Below are 17,364 nucleotides of genomic sequence, written 5' to 3'. Positions count from 1 at the left end.
ATTGTGTATATATCTGTATGTTGGATTATATCAAGTATGCGTCAAAGAAATTATTGAGATTTAGTAAATTCGGTGTTAATTTATTATGTTTAAATTTAAGTTAAATTTTTTTAATTTTCTTTAAATTTCTTATTGGAATTATAATGAATGTATAGTGTAGGACAAAACCTTTTAAAAAATCGAAGCAAATCTTCGATTTGCTGATCGAGACAAATCACAAAGTGATTTGTCGATTCACAAAAACCTTTGGTTTTTGTCGAACTCACGAAACCTTCGGTTTCGTCGAGAGGTTTTGATTGAACGAAAACCTAACGGTTTTCATAGCTCACCAACTTCGTTGGTGATTCCAAAACCCGATACCTACTCAACGAAGTTGAGTAGGTATATTTTGAAGGATATATTTAAGTTTGTTATGTCCGAGACTATAAATTCGTACACACTATAATACGGTTTTAGGATATATGATGAAAGGGGATTAGAATGAAAAAAGAAACTATCGACAATAAAGTACCTCAAAAAGACCTACAAATGTTTAGGTACATAGTCAATAAGTTAAATATTAAAGAAAAGGATGTCATAACCCCAAAAGAAATGGAAGTAATAGATAACAACTGTGAATATCTTGGAATTCCAAAAATTTTACTTATGGAAAATGCTGGAAGGGCAGTGTATGAAGAGCTCTTAAAAATTCTTAATTCCAACGAAAAAATATATGTTTTTTGTGGGACAGGAAATAATGGCGGGGATGGGTTTGTAGTTGCCAGACATCTTTCTAAGTGTTATGATGTTAGCCTGATTTTACTCGGCAGGAGCGAGAATATAAAAACCTATGAAAGTAGGGAGAATTTTAAGATTTTAAAAAACATTTCAGAATTTGGGGATTTAACCATTGAAGAAGTTATATTACCCAATGATATTTTGGACATAATTGAAAGGATTGAACAAAATACAAAAAAAGGCGAAGTTATTGTAATAGATGCAATGTTGGGAACTGGAGTTAAGGGGGAATTAAGGGAGCCTTTTAAAACTGCAGTAACTGAATTAAACAGAATAAAAAAAGAATTTAAAGAATCCCTAAAAATAGTAAGTGTGGACGTTGAAACTGGAGATCTAAATGCCGACAAGGTTGTTACATTCCACAAGAGAAAGACCATATTACGAAAATCAGAGATTTTCGAATCCAGTAGGTTACGAAAACCTTCGGTTTTCGAATCCAGTAGGAATTCAAATGATGATAATTTAGTTGTTAAGTCAATAGGCATTCCAAAATCTGCAGAGTTTATCGTCGGTACTGGAGACTTTAAAACACTGATTAAAAGAGGTTCAGACTCACATAAGGGAGAGAATGGAAAAGTTTTAGTTGTTGGCGGTTCAAAGGAGTTTTTCGGAGCTCCGATTTTATCCGCACTGGCAGCTTCAAAAATGGCCGATTTAGTAACCGTAGCTTCTGTAAGGAATGTTATGGATGCATTAAGGAATTATCCTGAATTAATGGGTTATGAATTAGAAGGCGATTATGTTGGAGAGGAGCATATTGATGAAATACTGTCGGTTTCCAAAAAATATGATTGTATAGTTTTGGGTAGTGGTTTAGGAGTGAATAATAGAACTAAGGAATTTGTAAACTCTTTCCTTAAAAAGACTGATAAAAAAGTTGTTATTGATGCAGATGCTATAAAAGTAATAGATTATTCAAATTTTGAATTTAAGGATAACTTTATTTTTACACCCCACAAAGGAGAGTTTGAATATATGAAAGAGTATATTGAACAAAATACCTTTAATTCAACGATAGTTTTAAAGGGAAGATACGACATAATATTCAATAGACACAAGATCAAGATAAATAAAACCGGTAATCCTGGAATGACTGTTGGGGGTACTGGTGATGTTCTTTGTGGGATTATTGGAGCATTGTTTGCTAAAAATGAACCTTTTGTGTCGTCCTGTTGTGGAGCTTTTATCAATGGTTACTGTGGAGATTTAATGCTGAAAAAAAAGGGATATTATTACACTTCAATGGATATTATTGATAACATTCCTAAAGTTTTGAAACTCTTTGGGTAATTTTTAAAGATATTTGGGGGATTTTATGGATAAAGATAATATCAAAGCAGATATGCACATACACACCAAATATTCGGGATTGATGAAATACATGGGTTTAAAATTCCCAGATTCTGTGGAAGAACCAAAAAATGTGATGAAATGGGCAAGAAAAAACGATATAGATGTTGTGGCAATCACAGATCATAATACTATAAGGGGAGCTCTAGAAACCAAAAAACTGGAAAAGGAATATGGTGTTGAGGTCATTGTGGGAAGCGAGATAATGTCAAAGGATGGGGAGATCATTGGTTTGTTTTTAAACCAAGAAATTCCAGCTGGACTGTCAGCAGAGGAAACAATCGAAAAAATACACGAACAAGGAGGTTTGGCAATAGCTCCCCATCCATACAGCCCAATATGTAAGGCCCTTGGAGATAAAATTTTTGAATTGAAACTTGATGGAGCTGAGGTATTCAATGCATACCATAGGGATGGTATTGTAAATAATCTTGCATTGGATAGAATTATGAAAAACTATCACAAATGTCCTATAGCAGTTTTAGGTAATAGTGATGCTCATCTTGCTAAGATGGTTGGAAATGGCCATACAAAATTTAAGGGAAATTCAGCTGATGATTTATATGATGCAATAGTTAAGAGGAAAACTTCATTTGGAGGAGCTCCAACTCCGCTTTCAGATATAATTCTATGGAGCTACAATGTAGTTTATGTATCGGAAAAAATTTTATTAAAATCGGCAGTTAGAAAGGAAGATACAATTTTCAAAATGCCTACATCAAGGGTTAAAAAGCTCCATGCAGTTTTTGGAGGATTGATCTATATTGCCACGCCACTTCCAATAGTTGCAGGAATTCTCGGAAACTTCTATCTAAAAAAGAAAGCCAAGGCTAAATTAAAAGAAGTATTTTAATACTTTCAATAGCATTATTAATTTTTATTTTAAATTAATTCTACAAAGTTTTCTATCATTTTTAAGCCAGATTTTCCACTTTTTTCAGGATGAAATTGCGTAGCGTATATGTTATCTTTGTTCAATACGCATGGAAAACTATATCCATATTCGCATAGACCTGCTATAACTTCTTTTTCTGAAGGGTTTACGTGATAGGAATGAACAAAATAAAAGTATTCGTTATTTTTTATTCCTTCGAAAAGTGGAATATCTTTAACCTGTTCTACGTTGTTCCATCCCATGTGCGGTATCTTTCCTACGTCTTTGAATTTAACTACATTTCCTTTTATGGCACCTAAACCACTTAAAGCACTGTTCTCTTCACTTCTCTCTAAGAGCAACTGCATCCCTAAGCATATGCCTAAGAATGGAACTTTATTGATGCTATTGTTAATAATATCCTTTAATGAGCTCTCGTCTTTATCTACGCTTTTGGATAAGTTTTTCACCGCGTCTCCGAAATTTCCCACACCAGGTAATATAAGTTTATCCGCACTTAAAATGGTTTCAGGATCGCTAGTTACAACTACATCGTTAGTATATAGTTCAACAGCTTTTTCAATACTTCTTAAATTCCCAGCATTGTAGTCGATTATTGCAATCACGATATCACTATTAAACTTATTTTTAGACAACTTTTGAACAATGAGACATTATGATGATTTTAAAAAGTAGATCAAGTTGATGTTCAAAATATAGTGGTCATAGGTATGGGTATATTAACGTCGATATAGTACTAATTATGCGACCAACTATAAAAATAAAATTTAGTAATATTCTTCTTCTAGTTCTTTTAATGTGCTCAAGATTTTATCAAGTGCTAAATATGCATCGTCTTTTTTCTTTAAGCCGGTGATAACAACTTTACCACTGCCAAATATTAAGACAACAACTTTTGGGTCGCTCAGTCTGTAAACTAAACCAGGAAACTGTTCAGGTTCGTATTCAGTACCTTCAAGTGTTGAGATATCATCCAAGTTAGGTTCAATACCTAGGTCTGCTGTAGCCACCATGTTTTGAACATTAACTTCTGGATTATCTATTATGTCCATTCCTGCGTCTTTTAACTCTTTTATTATTTTTTTTATCGCTATTTCAGCATCTTCTTTGCTCTTAGCACCGGTACAATTTAATTTACCGCTTCTAAATATAAGCAATGCAACTTTTGGATCACTTAATCTACAAACCAAGCCAGGAAACTGTTCAGGTTCGTATTCTGCATTGTCTAATATATCAGCAGCATATTCCAAGTCTATATCTGTTCCAATCTGTGTGGAGACAACCACGTTTACAATTTTTATTTCAGGTTCCATCCTTTTCACCATGTATTTATATACCTTATATGTTTTGGTTATATATTATATAAATATTTATATAGTATATTTAAATATATGGATTAATTTGCCTAAAATAAAAAATAAAGAAGAAATTTGTTGCAAACAAAGTTGCAAACTTATCCGAATAAAGCACCGAGACCTGCTGCAGCTGCAGCTGTGGTGTCTTCTTCTTTTTTCTCTTCTTTCTTTTCTTCTTTAGGTTCTTCAGCAGGAGCTGCTGCAGGAGCTGCTGCAGCTGCAACTGGCATAGCAGCTTTTTCGATAGCTTCTTCAATGTCTACTCCTTCTAATGCAGCTACTAAAGCTTTAACTCTAGCGTCTTCTACTTCAACACCAGCTGCGCTTAATACAGCTTTAACAGCGTCTTCTGTAATTTCTTTACCTGCTGAGTGTAATAATAATGATGCGTATATGTATTCCATAATTACACCTCCGAATATAAATTTCCTTTTTCTTTGATTATTTATTTGAATATATATTTTTTTCGGTTAGAATATTTACTACTTTTAAGAACTTAGAAGAGTAATCCTAAACCAGCTGCTGCAGGAGCTGCTTCTTCTTTTTTCTCTTCTTTCTCTTCTTCTTTAGCTTCTTCTACTTCAGCTTTGGTTTCAACAACTGCAGTAGATAATTTTTCTTTTAATTCATCATCTAAAGCATCGTCACCAACTTCTCTTGCAACAGCAAGCATTTGTGAGTATGCTTTTCCAAGGATGTCATCTGTGGTTTTTTCAGTCAAGAATGCGCTCTCAATAGATACAGCTCTTGCGTTAGCAAATGCTTTTTGCAACAATGTTTCGATTGTCTGTGCTGTTGGTATTGCAGCGTTGACTGACAAGTTGAATGCCTTGCTGTAAGCATCTTGTATTTTTTGTACGAATTCTTCTTCGTCTATTTTTAACACATCTGGTGTGTAAATGACACCATCTTCGTAAGCTGCTAATAAGTTTAAACCTACTGTAACAGGTTTTATACCCAATGCAGAGAGCACAACTGCGAGTTTGTGTGAAACAACTTCTCCAGCTTTAGCAACTACTTTATCTTCTTTAATTCCTATTTTACCTTTTTCAATTGCAGCAGGAATTCCTACGCTTTTTAATTCACCTAGGAATGGTCCTGGAGGCATTCCAGTTGATCCCGCTTTAACCTCGATATCGCAAGGAGCAACTGCCCCACCTTTTATAGGTGCAGGACTTTTGCTTTCTTCTAAGGTTTTGTATAACTTAAATGGGTTCATATCTGTGGTTATGATTGCTGCCCCTTTATCGATATAGTCTGCTAATTTTGCAAACTCTGGGTTACCGGTTTCTTCAGCAACCTCTTTGATAGCCCTCTCGATTAAGGTGTTTCTTGACATTTTTAGGGTCATTGTTCCCCTAATTTTGTCCCTGATTTCCTGAAGTTGTCTTGCAGGGACTTCCATCATGTCTACCAATGCGACAATTTGGCCATTTTTAAGTAATTCTTTTAATTTGTTAACTTCCTCAATCTTCCAAGGGGCAATTTTATGTTCGGATTCTGCCGTTATCATATTTTCAACCCCTTATTTTTCTATTTGGGCTGGCGGCCCCATTGTAAGTTTTGTATATGCACTCTTAACGTGATAAAGCCCTTTCTCATATTTTCTGGAAACGGTGTTTAGAATTGCTTCAATGTTCTCAGCAAGTTCTTCGTCACTCATTTTTTCGTTTCCAACTAAAACATGGAATAATGGTTTATCTCTCGTGTTTATTAAAACTGTTTTCTTAAGTCTTTCAACCAGTGGGGTTAAGTTTGCATTTGCAGGAACTGGCTGTGGCATTTTTCCTCTAGGACCTAAAACAGGACCTAAAGTTTTACCTACAAGTGGCATCATATCTGCCTGAGCTATAAAGAAATCGTGTTCATTAGCGATTTTCTTAGCCATTTTTTTATTTTTCCCTAATTCTTCCAATTCATCCTGTCTTATAACAGTGAGGCCCATCTCTTCAGCTTGTGCCGCTAAGTCACCTTTTGCAATTACAGCTATCTTAGGTTCCTTGCCTCTCCCGTTAGGTAATACTACCTGTTCTTTCAACCTGTTTTCAGGTCTTGAGAGGTCAAGTTCTTTTAAGTTTATAATCAAGTCTAGTGACTGTGTGAAGTTTCGCGGCTTTGCGAGAGAACGAGCCTCCTTCACTGCTTTCAATATATTTTCTCTGTCCATGTTGTGGCCTCCTGTATTTATTAACCGCAATATGCGGTTTTGAACATGGAGCAAACCTACTATAAAATATCTATTATATAAAGATTATGATAATATATATTATAAACTTTTTGGAAGTTTTTTGACCGTGTTTTGGTCTTTATACTTCTTTCATTTCCACACTTGGAGAAATATATTTAGTTGAATAGCTAGTTTATAAGTCTTCTAAAACTTGATTACATAACCCTATTACTTCCTTTAGAACATCCTTTAGAACTTCTTCTGCATTAACTCCTTCTGAGGTCTTAATAATTAACTTTGGATTGGAAATGTACCTACCAGTTTCAGGATCTAAAACTGGATGGTCTATAGCATAGGAGGCCATTAAAACTCCATCTTTCTCTAATAAAATGTCTTTTAGAACATTACATAAGGAATGGTCTTCATTTAATAATTCTAGTTCAATATCATTTTCTGTTTTATGGATTATTTTTATAAACTCACTCATTGTTTCCCTCTAACAAATGTTTTTTAACTAGATTAATGTCTTTGTTTAATACAATTCTTTCGTCTTCTTCCCTGAAAAATTCTTTTTCAAGACATTCATCAATAATATCTTCAACAGCTCTTCCAGTCATGTAGGATGCTAATACAATGACATTTTTTACAGGTTTGGATCCAATGTTCATAAAATTGAGCTCTGAGTTTATGGCATGGAGCTCTTCTAAAATCTTGTTAAGTTCTTGTATTTCAACTGGGCACTTAATTAAGTTTTCATCCTTTATGTATTTAAAATTAATTTTTAAAGCTTCAAGGGTGTCAATTATTAGCTCCTTGTTTATAGGAACTTTCAGATCACTCAATCTATATTCATAAAAGCCTCGAGAATCTGCACTATATTTTTTATGTATTCTGTTTATTAAATTTAAAATATCCTTATGATTTTCAACCATTTTGTTTCTATCGTAACCATATATTTTTATTCTTATTATATTTTCACTGGCATCGATATCTTCTGAATAACTTGCTTTTTTTGTTTCAATGGCACAGTCAATGTTCATCTTAGATATTTCATCACATATTTCCATGATTTCTTTGTTAGATCCCTTTACAGTAATAACCCTTTTCATAGGCAGCACCACGTATAATCAATAAACTAATAAATTATAGTAATAGTAATTAAATGATATCCAAAATAGTAGTATGGGAATTGGTTGTGGATAAAATCTTAAAGGTCAGGTTTTAGTAGTAAGACATAAAATCTATTATATCACAACTTTACCGCAATTGAGAAAATATAAAAACCTTACATTCTATATGTCACAATACTAATATATTAAATATATGTATGGTTATTTTATCATTTTTATTGATTTTATAATTTAGGTAGAGGGATTGAATAAAAAACCGAAGGTTTTTTATAACTCACCTTCACTTCGTTCAGGTGAAAAAATGATTGAGGATATTTTAAAAAACGCTTTAGAAGTTGTATCAGTTGAAGAACTAAAGGAAGTAATAAACAAGAAAGAAAAAAAGGCATATATAGGTTTTGAGCCCAGTGGAAAAATACATCTGGGGCACTACCTTCAAATTAAGAAGATGATAGATTTACAAAATGCAGGTTTTGAAGTTATTATACTGTTAGCTGACTTACACGCCTACCTGAACCAGAAAGGAACAATGGAAGAAATAAGGGAATTGGCAGAATACAACAAAAGAGTATTTGAAGCCATGGGTTTAAATGCTACCTATATTTACGGTAGTGAATTCCAACTTGAAAGGGAATACACATTGGACGTATATCAACTTGCATTAAAAACCACATTAAAAAGAGCGAGAAGAAGTATGGAAGTTATAGCAAGGGACGATGATAACCCGAAAGTTGCAGAAGTGGTTTACCCCCTCATGCAGGTGAACGACATTAAACACTTAGGTGTTGATGTGGCAGTTGGAGGAATGGAACAGAGAAAGATCCACATGCTTGCAAGGGAAGTTTTACCAAGTATGGGATTCAGAGCTCCGGTTTGTATACATAACCCAGTACTTACTGGGTTAGATGGGGAAGGTAAAATGTCATCTTCAAAAGGAAACTTTATAGCAGTAGATGATGAACCAAATACAATAAAATCAAAGATAAAAAAGGCATACTGTCCAATTAAAGTTGTTGAAGGTAACCCTATAATGGAAATCGCAAAGTACTATTTGGAATATCCGGTTACCGTAAAAAGACCTGAAAAATTCGGTGGAGATGTAACTTTTAACAGCTATGAAGAATTAGAATCAGCATATATTGAGGGTTTACATCCTATGGACTTAAAAAACGTAGTTTCTGAGGAAATCATAAAAATTTTAACGCCTATAAGGGAAAGGCTGAATAAATAGCCAATGGTGACTTTATGACGATACTGGATGCCATATATCTGGGAAATCCACTAAAAAATTATATTTTATTTTTGGTTTTCATTTTTTTAGGGGTATTTTTTGGAAAACTTGTTAGAATTATAACTACAAAATATTTAAGAGCTCTTGCAGGTAAGACAAAAACAAAATTTGATGACATACTTTTAGATGCACTCGATATGCCCTTAATAATTTTGATTTTTGCAGGATTTTTCTGGTATGGTTTAAACTATCTAGTTCTCCCACAAAAGATTGGAATTCTAGCTAATGAGGCTATTAACGTTGTTGTTACATTATCTGGAGTTTGGTTTCTTGTTAAGTTTGTTGATGATTTTATTATCGAATTCATCGCCCCACTTGCAGAAAAGTCGGAAACTAAGTTAGATGATCATGTAATTCCTCCTTTGAGGAAGTTAGTGAGGATTTTAATTATAGTAATAGGTTTTTTGGTGATGTTGGATAATATTGGTTACGATATAACAACACTCCTTGCAGGATTGGGTATTGGAGGTTTGGCGGTAGCACTGGCATCAAAGGAAACTGTGGAGAATTTTATTGCAGGGATTTTGATTATAATGGATAAGCCATTTGGCATGGGGGACTGGATAAAATTTGGGAGCTCCGAAGGAATTGTGGAGGAAGTAGGCATTAGAAGCACAAGAATTAGGACATTTGATGATAGTTTAATTGTGGTTCCAAATGCGAACATTCTAAGAACAGAGATTGAAAATTTCTCTGCAATGAGAAAGAGAAGGGTTTTGATTAATATTGGTCTAACATACGATACTCCAGTTGAAAAATTGAAGAGAGCCAAAGAAATAATTAAAAACATTTTAGATGAGCACCGCGGAGTTATACTGCCTATAAGAATAACATTTAAAGAGTTTGGGGATTTTTCTCTGAACATAAGGGTAGAATACTTTATCAGAAATTTTGGTTTTGATTACTACTTAAATACAATAGATGAAATAAACCTGAAAATAAAGGAAGAATTTGAAAAAGAAGGTATTGAAATGGCATTCCCGACTCAGACGGTATATCTAAAGAAGGATGATTAAATATAGTTTTCTTTAAAAAGAGATGATTAAAATAATATTAAAAAAGATTAAAAGAATATTTCTTTAATTCCTCCCAACATCATTTGGACAGATATAGCGGCCAATATTAACCCCATCATTCTTGTCATTATTTTAATTCCTATTGGACTTAGTCTATCTTCTATTTTCTCCGATGATTTTAAAGTCACATGGGCAGCAATAACACAAAGGAATATTGCTAAGAGGACTGCTAATTTATCATTATAGCCCTGCGCTTTTGTCATTAGGACTATTACTGAAGTTATGGCTCCGGGACCTGCCAATAATGGCATTGCAAGAGGGATGACTGCTATATCATCCAATTCTGTTGCAGCTTCCTGTTCTGTTTTTGAATGCCTAACTCCTGAAATTTTCCCATGAAGCATATCTAATGAAATAGTGAATAACAATATTCCCCCTGCTATGCTAAATGCCTGAATGGATATTCCAAAAAATAATAGAATATACTTTCCCATCAGTGCAAAGGTGACCAATATTAAGAGAGTTGCCATTGTGGTTTTTTTTATTATTTTAAGTTTCTCTTCATGAGTGTATTGAGAAGTTAATGCTACGTATATTGGAACTAGCCCAACGGGATTTATTATTGCAAATAATGATGTGAATGCCAGTAATACAAATTGATAATCCATATTTTCCCACTAATTTTTTAAATTATTTATCTGAACTTTTAACTTTTAACCAATTGTGTTAAATCTTCCTATTATGCCATCGTACAAATCAATAACATTTCCGTTTAAGAATGCAGACATTGTGTATATTACCCCTGGTGGCACTATATTTGTTGGAGAGCTCATTCTTGTGAAGTAAACTCTATCAAACCCTAAAAGTCCCCCATAAATCATTCCAGCTAATTTTGGTAGATTTTGAATATTTTCAATGGTTATAACAACTACCGGATCATCGGTGCATGTTCCAGAGTAGCCTATTCCAGGGATTTCAACTGGTTTAGATGATACACTTGAGCTTGAATCGTATCCAAATTTCCTACCTATCTCTTCTACAAACAACGCCATTTCATTTACAATACTTTCGCCACAGTATGTATCAAATGAAACTATTATTGAATCTCCGTATTCTGATCCAGCTTCTGCAATGGCATAGGATACTCCTTCTCCAGCAGTTTCAGGATTTTTACTAACGCCTTCTAGATCATCAAAGCTTTCAGCATGTTTTTTTAACATCTGAAATATTTTTTTGTTGGTTTCTTCTACAAGTTTGTCTGGAACAAGGGATGTAATTACGATGTCGTCCCCAGTAATGTTTGTTAAGGCAGATTTAACCCCAATTTTTGATAGCTCTAATTTTAGTTCTCTTTCTATTTTTTCGTTTACCCTTGGATTTGTCTGAACATCATTTGAAGATATATCCACACCTATCGATGAAATATATAATTGTGACATAGCCGCTCATCTCTTTAAATAGTTGCATCAATGGTTTTACAGATTCCCATAGTCATTACACTCTTTCTCCAGGTTTCTTTCCATTCTTCTTTAAACCTTTTTAGGACGTAATTATCATAGATGTAGTTTAAACTAACATTTGCATCTACCAATATCAGCCCTTCTGCAGGGGCGGGAGAAACACCTTCTCTGTGTTCTTTACTCAAAATTTTATTTAGATATTCGTCCCAGTTTTCAATTTCTTTTTTACCGACCTTGGACAGAACAGAAACCATCCTTCTAACCATATTCCATAAAAAGCTTTTTCCAACTATATCAATTGTAATGAAATATTCGTTCTCACTTAATTTAATATCATATATTGTTCTTATTGGATCTCTTTCTTTGCTTTTGTCCTTTCTAGATAGATTGTGAAATGAATGAGTTCCTATAAGTTTCTTTGAAGCTTTTTTCATCAGTTCAATATCGTGGCCTTCGTTTGGTAGTATATACCTATAATGTCTATAATTTACCGCCGGGATTTCGTCTATCTCTTGATATCCTAGTACCCAAACGCCTTTTCCTTTTAATTTTGAGTAAATATGTGATAAAATTGGCTCTTTTTTCAAATCAACAACTACAAAGTTTCCAAGTGCAGACACCCCTTTGTCGGTTCTTCCTCCGTAGTATATAATTCTCCCATCGTTTAAATAATTACACTCTTCAAGTGTATCCATTAATACATCACAAACTGTATTTTTATGGGGCTGCTTTTGAAAACTGTATCTTCCATCGTAGGCTATTTTTAAGATATACATTTAATCACCATGGGGTACTATCAAAACACAAAATTCTCTACGAGCTCTAACAAATATACTAATCAAGATTTGAAGCAAGAGAATAAATATATAATAAATAGGGACTGACTCCATAACATAGTTAAATAAATTGTACAAATCTTACTTAAATAAAAGTATTTAAAAGATATAAAAAATTAATTCTTTTCTCTATAGTCGTTCCACAATTAATGCAGAATATTGTAAAAAATGGTTGGAACGACTATTCATAGGTGGAATTATGAAGACTTTAATCATCGATCCAAAGATTGCCGGGATATCTGGTGATATGTTTATTTCTGCACTTCTGGATCTCACAGAATCTTTTGAAATAGTTAAACAACTTGAAAATGCCATAAATGAACTTGAAAACTGCCAAGAGTTTAAAGTAGATGTAGTTGAAGAAAAGGTAAATGGGATAATGGCAAAAAAACTCGACATGAAAATATCTGAGGAGAGACTAGAGGATCCTAAAGATTTAAAGGATGCTATAGTTAAAGTATCTAAAAAACTTAATTTGTCCGAAAAAGCCCGTAAAATAACAGAAAATATTATAGATGATCTGATATATGCTGAAAAAAAACTTCATAAAGATCATTTTCATCTTCACGAGGTGGCCTCTCTCGATACCATTTTTGATGTAGTAGGTTCTGTCTTTTTACTCGATAAAAATGGGTTTTTAGACGGAAATATCTATTCCACACCTCCAGCACTTGGGGGAGGGCATGTAAAAATGGAACATGGTATTATACCAGCTCCAGCTCCTGCAACCCTTGAAATTTTGTGCAAACATAAGATAAAGTATTCAAACTTACAGGCAAACTTTGAACTTACAACACCAACAGGAGCTGCGATTTTGGTAAATGTTATAGATAAAATTGTTGATGTTTATCCTCCAACAACTCCAATTAAGGTAGGTTATGGGGCAGGGATAAGGAGGATGAAGGACATCCCAAATGTTCTTAGGGTAGTTGAAGGAATGGAGACATCCAAACTTAAAGAGAGAACGGTTATTCTTGAGACAAATGTGGATGATGTTCCAGGGGAAGTTATTGGCTATACTGTGGAAAGGCTTTTAAGAGAAGGAGCTCCTGATGTTTTCGTAACATCTGCAATGGGTAAAAAGAACAGGCCTGTGGATATTATTTCGGTAATTGCCCCTTATTCAAAATACGAAAAGTTTGTGGAAATTCTTATGGAAGAAACAGGAACTTTAGGGGTAAGAATAAACGAATTCACAAAGATAAAAGCATGTCGATCAGAAAAACTGCATGAAATTAAATTATGTGGTAAAAAATTTCAATTCAATGTTAAAATCTCAAAATTGGGGGATAAAGTAGTAAATATAAAGCCAGAGTATGAAGATCTAAAAAAAATAGCAAATGAATTAAATATTCCACTTAGGAGTGTTGTAAGGGCCGCAAATGAAAAAATTAGAGAGGTTTATAATTTTTAGTATATATTTATCTGATTTTTAAATCCATACCTGGATACGAGCTCTTTTTTCTTCAACTTTTGTAACCACACTGTTATGAACTTTTTTACGCCAATAATGGTTTACGCTCATTAAATTTGATTCAACACTCCATGTAGACCTTACTACCCCAATATTTCTCCTTTTTTACAGCTGATTCTCTAACTTTTATTAGAACCCCTCAGTTTATATGTCCGCCAATGATTTTGATTTAGTTAAGGTTTATAATACTACGTATCCAGGGTATGATCAATTAGATTTTTCCAAAGGTATCTCCCCTTAAACCTCTTCTCAACGTTTCTAAAGAAATAACTTCATCATGAGCTATATTTCCTAAATTTACACTATTGCCAAATCTGAGTATAAATTCAACTTGCTGGTTCTTATTTGGGGCTTCAAAGATAATTTTTTCAATATCTACATTTTCAGCAAGTGTTTCAAGTTCGTCTTTCTTTATCTTTCCACATTCGTCGAATAGTCCTATCGATCTACCACTTTCTCTTCCTTCCATAATCACATAATCTGCTCCGGCTTTTAAGTCGTGATTTATAAGTTCTATTCTGTCCTCTATGGATAGTTCTTTGTCTTTTTCAATACTCTTTTTTCCTACTTCAGTAATTGCAAGAAATCCTTCGTTTTTAACTTTCTTTATTGCATATGCTCGGTCTTCCAGGCTTAAGTCCATTGAACCATCGGATATTTCTATACACTCAAATCCTAGTTCTTTACATTCATCCAAATATTCCTGAAAAACCCCTTTTAAAAAAGAAGCTTCAAATAGTGTTCCTCCAGGATACACTTTAATTCCGTATTCTTTGTAGTATCTTATTTTTTCTTTTAAAACATCCCGTTCTTGAACTGCACTGGTTCCCCATCCAAATTTAGCAAATGTTATGTATTTTCCACAGGTTTTAAGGTAGTCTTTGGTGAAATGGGGAGGTAAACCTTTGTCTAAAACCATTGTTACTCCATTTCTAGTATTAATATTTAAAAATGAAAATGCGTTCATATTTATCACATCCTTTCTTATAAGAAAAAATCATATGGTGATTAGTACTAAAATGATATTATTAAACAATATAAGGACGATAATTTATATAATTGTCGATTTCTTTAAGAAATTCTTTTTATAATACGATTTGGATAATTGGAATTATTAATAGTTATAGATCATAATAACATGTACATTATAATTTATAAGTATTAGATGAATAGGGGATTATAGTGGTGTATATTACATTACACCAATAATACAGTTATTTATGGGTATATTAATTATTCGTTGAATTAAAAATAAAGTAGTTTTTTGTATTTTTAAATTTTATAATATCTATAAGTTAGTTAAAATGCACACTACTATAAATTATAATCGAATAATATGACATATGGCTTTAAAACATTTGGAGATGGTTTTATGAGAATTACTAGAATGCATGGTGCTGGCGGAAAGGTTATGCAAGACCTAATTAAAAATACAATTTTAGGTAATTTGGAGAATACCTCTGTAAATGGAGGAATAGGATTAAAGGATCTAGATGACGCATCGACAATACCTATAGGGGATAAAGAAATTGTTTTTACAGTTGACGGTCATACAGTTAAGCCAATATTTTTCCCAGGTGGCGATATTGGAAGATTATCTGTCTGTGGTACGGTGAACGACCTTTCGGTTATGGGGGCAAAACCCCTTGCTATTTCCTTGTCCTTGATACTTCCAGAAGGTTTTGATATAGAAAAACTTGATAGAATCATGAAATCCATAAATGAAGCTTGTAAAGAAGCAAATGTTTCAGTAATAACCGGGGATACAAAAGTTTCAAATGTAGATGATATTATAATCTCATCTGCAGGAATTGGGATTGTGGATACTGGAAAGGCGATAAGAGACTGCGGAATGAAAGAAGGAGATACCATAATAGTTTCTGGAAATATTGGAGAACATGGAATGGCGATTTTACTTACGAGGGAAGGATTTGATTTTGAGACTGATTTAAAATCCGATGTTGCACCTTTGAATGAATTGATTCATAAGGTTTTAGATGAGGGGATAGAAGTTCATGCTATGAAGGACCCTACAAGGGGAGGTTTGGCAGATTCCTTAAATGAGATGGCAGAAAAAAGCGGTTTGGGAATAACCATATATGAAGATAAAATACCAATAAGTGATGAAGTGCAGTCAATAGCCGATGCTCTTGGAATAGATCCCCTAACAGTTGCAAATGAAGGTAAGGTAGTAATGGCAGTTAAAAAGGATGATGCAGAAAGAGCTCTAGAAATTTTAAGAAGTCACCCTCTTGGAAAAAATGCTCAAATAATTGGCGAGGTTACCTCAGAATACAATGGGGTTTTAATGGAAACCATCGTAGGAAAAAGAATAATTGATACGCCGATAGGGGACCCTATCCCAAGGGTATGTTAATTTTGATGAAATCGAAACTTTGTTTCGAGCATGAAATTGCAAAGCAATTTCAAGCTTTGAAAGTTGAAAACTTTCAATGCAACGAAAACCTAAACGTTTTCGTTCAACTTTTTTTAAAAGTTTCATGTGGGATCCTGTCCCAAGGGTATGTTAAAGAGTATCAATATCAGTTCCACCGAATAAAATAGAATAAATAAAAAAATAGAAAGAAAATGCTTGGTAGTGCCTTTTAGATAGTTAATAAGGAACTGGTAATCCATTCTCCTTCCAACCCTTTTATAAAAAGTGTTGGATCCCAAAACTGAAAGCTTAATCATCCAACGAAGTTTCGTCGAACTCACGAAACTTTTTGCATTATCACGGTAAAGCCGTGAGTAATTAAAGATTCTAATAAGGAACTGGTAATCCAATTTCTTTTCTATGTTCGATTTCTTTTGCGTTTTTCTCTTTTTTAGTTAGTGATAGTTTCTCAACTAATCCTAAACCAGGTTTAACTTCTTCTATTGGTTTAACTTCCAATGCTCCGGCTTCAACCATTTTGTTAAAGAACTCTTCTCCTTGAGCAGTTCTTATGAATACTGTACTCCAGCCATCTGGGCTTCCCACCGAACCTGTGGAAATATCAGCCAATTCAGCTGTGTAATCCATACATACGTGGCAGGATTGTTGTTCGTATGGGTGGGTTTCTTTTAATTTGATGGATTTAACATCTCCCCATTTGGAATATACCCAGAATTTACCTTTTCCAATATCAGTTTTAGCAACATCTTCCATCTTTATTCCACAGTGTTCCTCGATGATGGTTTTCATACCATTGTATGGGAAGTTTTCCATACAGAATATTCCCACAATTAATGCCAGTTTATCAGGAACGTGCCTAAATCCTATAGGATATTTCATTAATTTTCTAGTTGCAATTATTTGGCATGGAGTTCCAACAACTCCAAGTTTTTCACATCCATACTCTCTAACTGCACTCTTTATCACACTTATAGTTGGACAGACTGTGTATTTGGTTCCAGCAGCCTCTAAAACTTCATCAACTGTTGTTGCAACTTTAGGAGTTGTTTGTAATTTGTCATCTTTATCTGCAACAATAACACCATCCAAGAGGCCATTTTCCAAACCGTATATATATGCGGCTGAAACAATACCTCCATCTTGACATTTTTTCAGTATGGTTTTATCTGCAGCTCTTGCAGATACCACAGTTTTATACTTTCCAAAGGGATCCAT

At 33.7% G+C, this 17,364-nt stretch carries 18 protein-coding genes; 6 read left to right on the top strand and 12 right to left on the bottom strand.

The window, feature by feature from the left end; all coding sequences use genetic code 11:
* The first annotated feature begins 480 nt into the window (after positions 1 to 480).
* Together F555_RS0104835 and F555_RS0104830 are read left to right on the top strand one after the other, a co-directional pair.
* Positions 481 to 2,067 carry a bifunctional ADP-dependent NAD(P)H-hydrate dehydratase/NAD(P)H-hydrate epimerase gene (locus F555_RS0104835; RefSeq protein ID WP_018154090.1) on the top strand — a complete coding sequence of 529 codons (1,587 nt, stop codon included), beginning with the start codon at positions 481 to 483 and terminating at the stop codon, positions 2,065 to 2,067.
* Between the two features lie 25 nt (positions 2,068 to 2,092).
* Positions 2,093 to 2,980 carry a PHP-associated domain-containing protein gene (locus tag F555_RS0104830; RefSeq protein WP_018154089.1) on the top strand — a complete coding sequence of 296 codons (888 nt, stop codon included), beginning with the start codon at positions 2,093 to 2,095 and terminating at the stop codon, positions 2,978 to 2,980.
* A 29-nt stretch (positions 2,981 to 3,009) separates the two neighbouring features.
* Here F555_RS0104830 and hisH read toward each other — a convergent pair whose 3' ends face one another.
* The 7 genes from hisH to F555_RS0104795 form a co-directional block, all read right to left on the bottom strand.
* Positions 3,010 to 3,627 (bottom strand): imidazole glycerol phosphate synthase subunit HisH, encoded by a 618-nt coding sequence (gene hisH, locus F555_RS0104825; RefSeq protein ID WP_018154088.1) that lies wholly within the window; start codon positions 3,625 to 3,627, stop codon positions 3,010 to 3,012.
* Between the two features lie 162 nt (positions 3,628 to 3,789).
* Positions 3,790 to 4,335, bottom strand: a complete 546-nt coding sequence (locus F555_RS0104820) for a TATA-box-binding protein (RefSeq protein WP_018154087.1) — start codon at positions 4,333 to 4,335, stop codon at positions 3,790 to 3,792.
* A 140-nt stretch (positions 4,336 to 4,475) separates the two neighbouring features.
* Positions 4,476 to 4,781, bottom strand: a complete 306-nt coding sequence (gene rpl12p / locus F555_RS0104815) for a 50S ribosomal protein P1 (protein WP_018154086.1) — start codon at positions 4,779 to 4,781, stop codon at positions 4,476 to 4,478.
* A 92-nt stretch (positions 4,782 to 4,873) separates the two neighbouring features.
* Complete coding sequence (locus tag F555_RS0104810; protein ID WP_018154085.1) at positions 4,874 to 5,890, bottom strand: 50S ribosomal protein L10; 1,017 nt, start codon at positions 5,888 to 5,890, stop codon at positions 4,874 to 4,876.
* Between the two features lie 12 nt (positions 5,891 to 5,902).
* Complete coding sequence (locus F555_RS0104805; RefSeq protein ID WP_018154084.1) at positions 5,903 to 6,544, bottom strand: 50S ribosomal protein L1; 642 nt, start codon at positions 6,542 to 6,544, stop codon at positions 5,903 to 5,905.
* A gap of 193 nt (positions 6,545 to 6,737) precedes the next feature.
* The gene (locus F555_RS0104800) at positions 6,738 to 7,031 is read right to left on the bottom strand and encodes a DNA-directed RNA polymerase subunit L (RefSeq protein WP_018154083.1); all 294 of its coding nucleotides are present in this window, start codon (positions 7,029 to 7,031) and stop codon (positions 6,738 to 6,740) included.
* Positions 7,024 to 7,653 (bottom strand): DUF2067 family protein, encoded by a 630-nt coding sequence (locus F555_RS0104795; protein ID WP_018154082.1) that lies wholly within the window; start codon positions 7,651 to 7,653, stop codon positions 7,024 to 7,026. Before F555_RS0104795 ends, F555_RS0104800 begins: the two co-directional genes overlap by 8 nt.
* A 322-nt stretch (positions 7,654 to 7,975) precedes the next feature.
* Between F555_RS0104795 and F555_RS0104790 the strand changes: the two genes are divergently transcribed.
* Together F555_RS0104790 and F555_RS0104785 are read left to right on the top strand one after the other, a co-directional pair.
* Positions 7,976 to 8,905 carry a tyrosine--tRNA ligase gene (locus tag F555_RS0104790; protein WP_018154081.1) on the top strand — a complete coding sequence of 310 codons (930 nt, stop codon included), beginning with the start codon at positions 7,976 to 7,978 and terminating at the stop codon, positions 8,903 to 8,905.
* 14 nt (positions 8,906 to 8,919) lie between these two features.
* The gene (locus F555_RS0104785) at positions 8,920 to 9,981 is read left to right on the top strand and encodes a mechanosensitive ion channel family protein (protein WP_018154080.1); all 1,062 of its coding nucleotides are present in this window, start codon (positions 8,920 to 8,922) and stop codon (positions 9,979 to 9,981) included.
* Between the two features lie 47 nt (positions 9,982 to 10,028).
* On the opposite strand, the gene F555_RS0104780 is transcribed toward F555_RS0104785, so the two are convergent.
* The 3 genes from F555_RS0104780 to truA are packed head-to-tail and all read right to left on the bottom strand — an operon-like array spanning position 10,029 to position 12,217.
* Positions 10,029 to 10,649 (bottom strand): MarC family protein, encoded by a 621-nt coding sequence (locus tag F555_RS0104780; RefSeq protein ID WP_018154079.1) that lies wholly within the window; start codon positions 10,647 to 10,649, stop codon positions 10,029 to 10,031.
* Positions 10,650 to 10,694: 45 nt separating this feature from the next.
* Positions 10,695 to 11,420 (bottom strand): hypothetical protein, encoded by a 726-nt coding sequence (locus F555_RS0104775; RefSeq protein WP_018154078.1) that lies wholly within the window; start codon positions 11,418 to 11,420, stop codon positions 10,695 to 10,697.
* A gap of 14 nt (positions 11,421 to 11,434) precedes the next feature.
* Positions 11,435 to 12,217, bottom strand: a complete 783-nt coding sequence (gene truA, locus F555_RS0104770; RefSeq protein WP_018154077.1) for a tRNA pseudouridine(38-40) synthase TruA — start codon at positions 12,215 to 12,217, stop codon at positions 11,435 to 11,437.
* A gap of 259 nt (positions 12,218 to 12,476) precedes the next feature.
* On the opposite strand from truA, the gene larC reads away from it, so the two are divergent.
* Positions 12,477 to 13,691 carry a nickel pincer cofactor biosynthesis protein LarC gene (larC, locus tag F555_RS0104765; protein ID WP_018154076.1) on the top strand — a complete coding sequence of 405 codons (1,215 nt, stop codon included), beginning with the start codon at positions 12,477 to 12,479 and terminating at the stop codon, positions 13,689 to 13,691.
* A gap of 271 nt (positions 13,692 to 13,962) precedes the next feature.
* On the opposite strand, the gene comA is transcribed toward larC, so the two are convergent.
* Entirely contained in the window at positions 13,963 to 14,718 is a 756-nt protein-coding gene (gene comA / locus F555_RS0104760; protein ID WP_018154075.1) for a phosphosulfolactate synthase, read from the bottom strand.
* A gap of 405 nt (positions 14,719 to 15,123) precedes the next feature.
* Between comA and hypE the strand changes: the two genes are divergently transcribed.
* The gene (hypE, locus tag F555_RS0104755; RefSeq protein WP_018154074.1) at positions 15,124 to 16,128 is read left to right on the top strand and encodes a hydrogenase expression/formation protein HypE; all 1,005 of its coding nucleotides are present in this window, start codon (positions 15,124 to 15,126) and stop codon (positions 16,126 to 16,128) included.
* A 387-nt stretch (positions 16,129 to 16,515) separates the two neighbouring features.
* Here hypE and frhB read toward each other — a convergent pair.
* On the bottom strand, positions 16,516 to 17,364 hold an 849-nt coding region (gene frhB, locus F555_RS0104745; RefSeq protein WP_018153424.1), incomplete at its 5' end, for a coenzyme F420 hydrogenase subunit beta.

It is taken from the genome of Methanothermococcus thermolithotrophicus DSM 2095, from assembly GCF_000376965.1.
GTDB classification, from domain to species: domain Archaea; phylum AGJL01; class Methanococci; order Methanococcales; family Methanococcaceae; genus Methanothermococcus; species Methanothermococcus thermolithotrophicus.
Note: the sequence above shows the minus strand (reverse complement) of the source record. Positions and strands in the feature narration are given on the sequence as shown.

Bases quoted from the DNA above. Each gene is read 5' to 3' on its own strand.
- F555_RS0104835 (WP_018154090.1), top strand. From the start codon at position 481: ATGAAAAAAGAAACTATCGACAATAAAGTACCTCAAAAAGACCTACAA.
- F555_RS0104830 (WP_018154089.1), top strand. From the start codon at position 2,093: ATGGATAAAGATAATATCAAAGCAGATATGCACATACACACCAAATAT.
- F555_RS0104820 (WP_018154087.1), bottom strand. From the start codon at position 4,335: ATGGAACCTGAAATAAAAATTGTAAACGTGGTTGTCTCCACACAGATT.
- rpl12p (WP_018154086.1), bottom strand. From the start codon at position 4,781: ATGGAATACATATACGCATCATTATTATTACACTCAGCAGGTAAAGAA.
- F555_RS0104810 (WP_018154085.1), bottom strand. From the start codon at position 5,890: ATGATAACGGCAGAATCCGAACATAAAATTGCCCCTTGGAAGATTGAG.
- F555_RS0104805 (WP_018154084.1), bottom strand. From the start codon at position 6,544: ATGGACAGAGAAAATATATTGAAAGCAGTGAAGGAGGCTCGTTCTCTC.
- F555_RS0104800 (WP_018154083.1), bottom strand. From the start codon at position 7,031: ATGAGTGAGTTTATAAAAATAATCCATAAAACAGAAAATGATATTGAA.
- F555_RS0104795 (WP_018154082.1), bottom strand. From the start codon at position 7,653: ATGAAAAGGGTTATTACTGTAAAGGGATCTAACAAAGAAATCATGGAA.
- F555_RS0104790 (WP_018154081.1), top strand. From the start codon at position 7,976: ATGATTGAGGATATTTTAAAAAACGCTTTAGAAGTTGTATCAGTTGAA.
- F555_RS0104785 (WP_018154080.1), top strand. From the start codon at position 8,920: ATGACGATACTGGATGCCATATATCTGGGAAATCCACTAAAAAATTAT.
- F555_RS0104780 (WP_018154079.1), bottom strand. From the start codon at position 10,649: ATGGATTATCAATTTGTATTACTGGCATTCACATCATTATTTGCAATA.
- F555_RS0104775 (WP_018154078.1), bottom strand. From the start codon at position 11,420: ATGTCACAATTATATATTTCATCGATAGGTGTGGATATATCTTCAAAT.
- truA (WP_018154077.1), bottom strand. From the start codon at position 12,217: ATGTATATCTTAAAAATAGCCTACGATGGAAGATACAGTTTTCAAAAG.
- larC (WP_018154076.1), top strand. From the start codon at position 12,477: ATGAAGACTTTAATCATCGATCCAAAGATTGCCGGGATATCTGGTGAT.
- comA (WP_018154075.1), bottom strand. From the start codon at position 14,718: ATGAACGCATTTTCATTTTTAAATATTAATACTAGAAATGGAGTAACA.
- hypE (WP_018154074.1), top strand. From the start codon at position 15,124: ATGAGAATTACTAGAATGCATGGTGCTGGCGGAAAGGTTATGCAAGAC.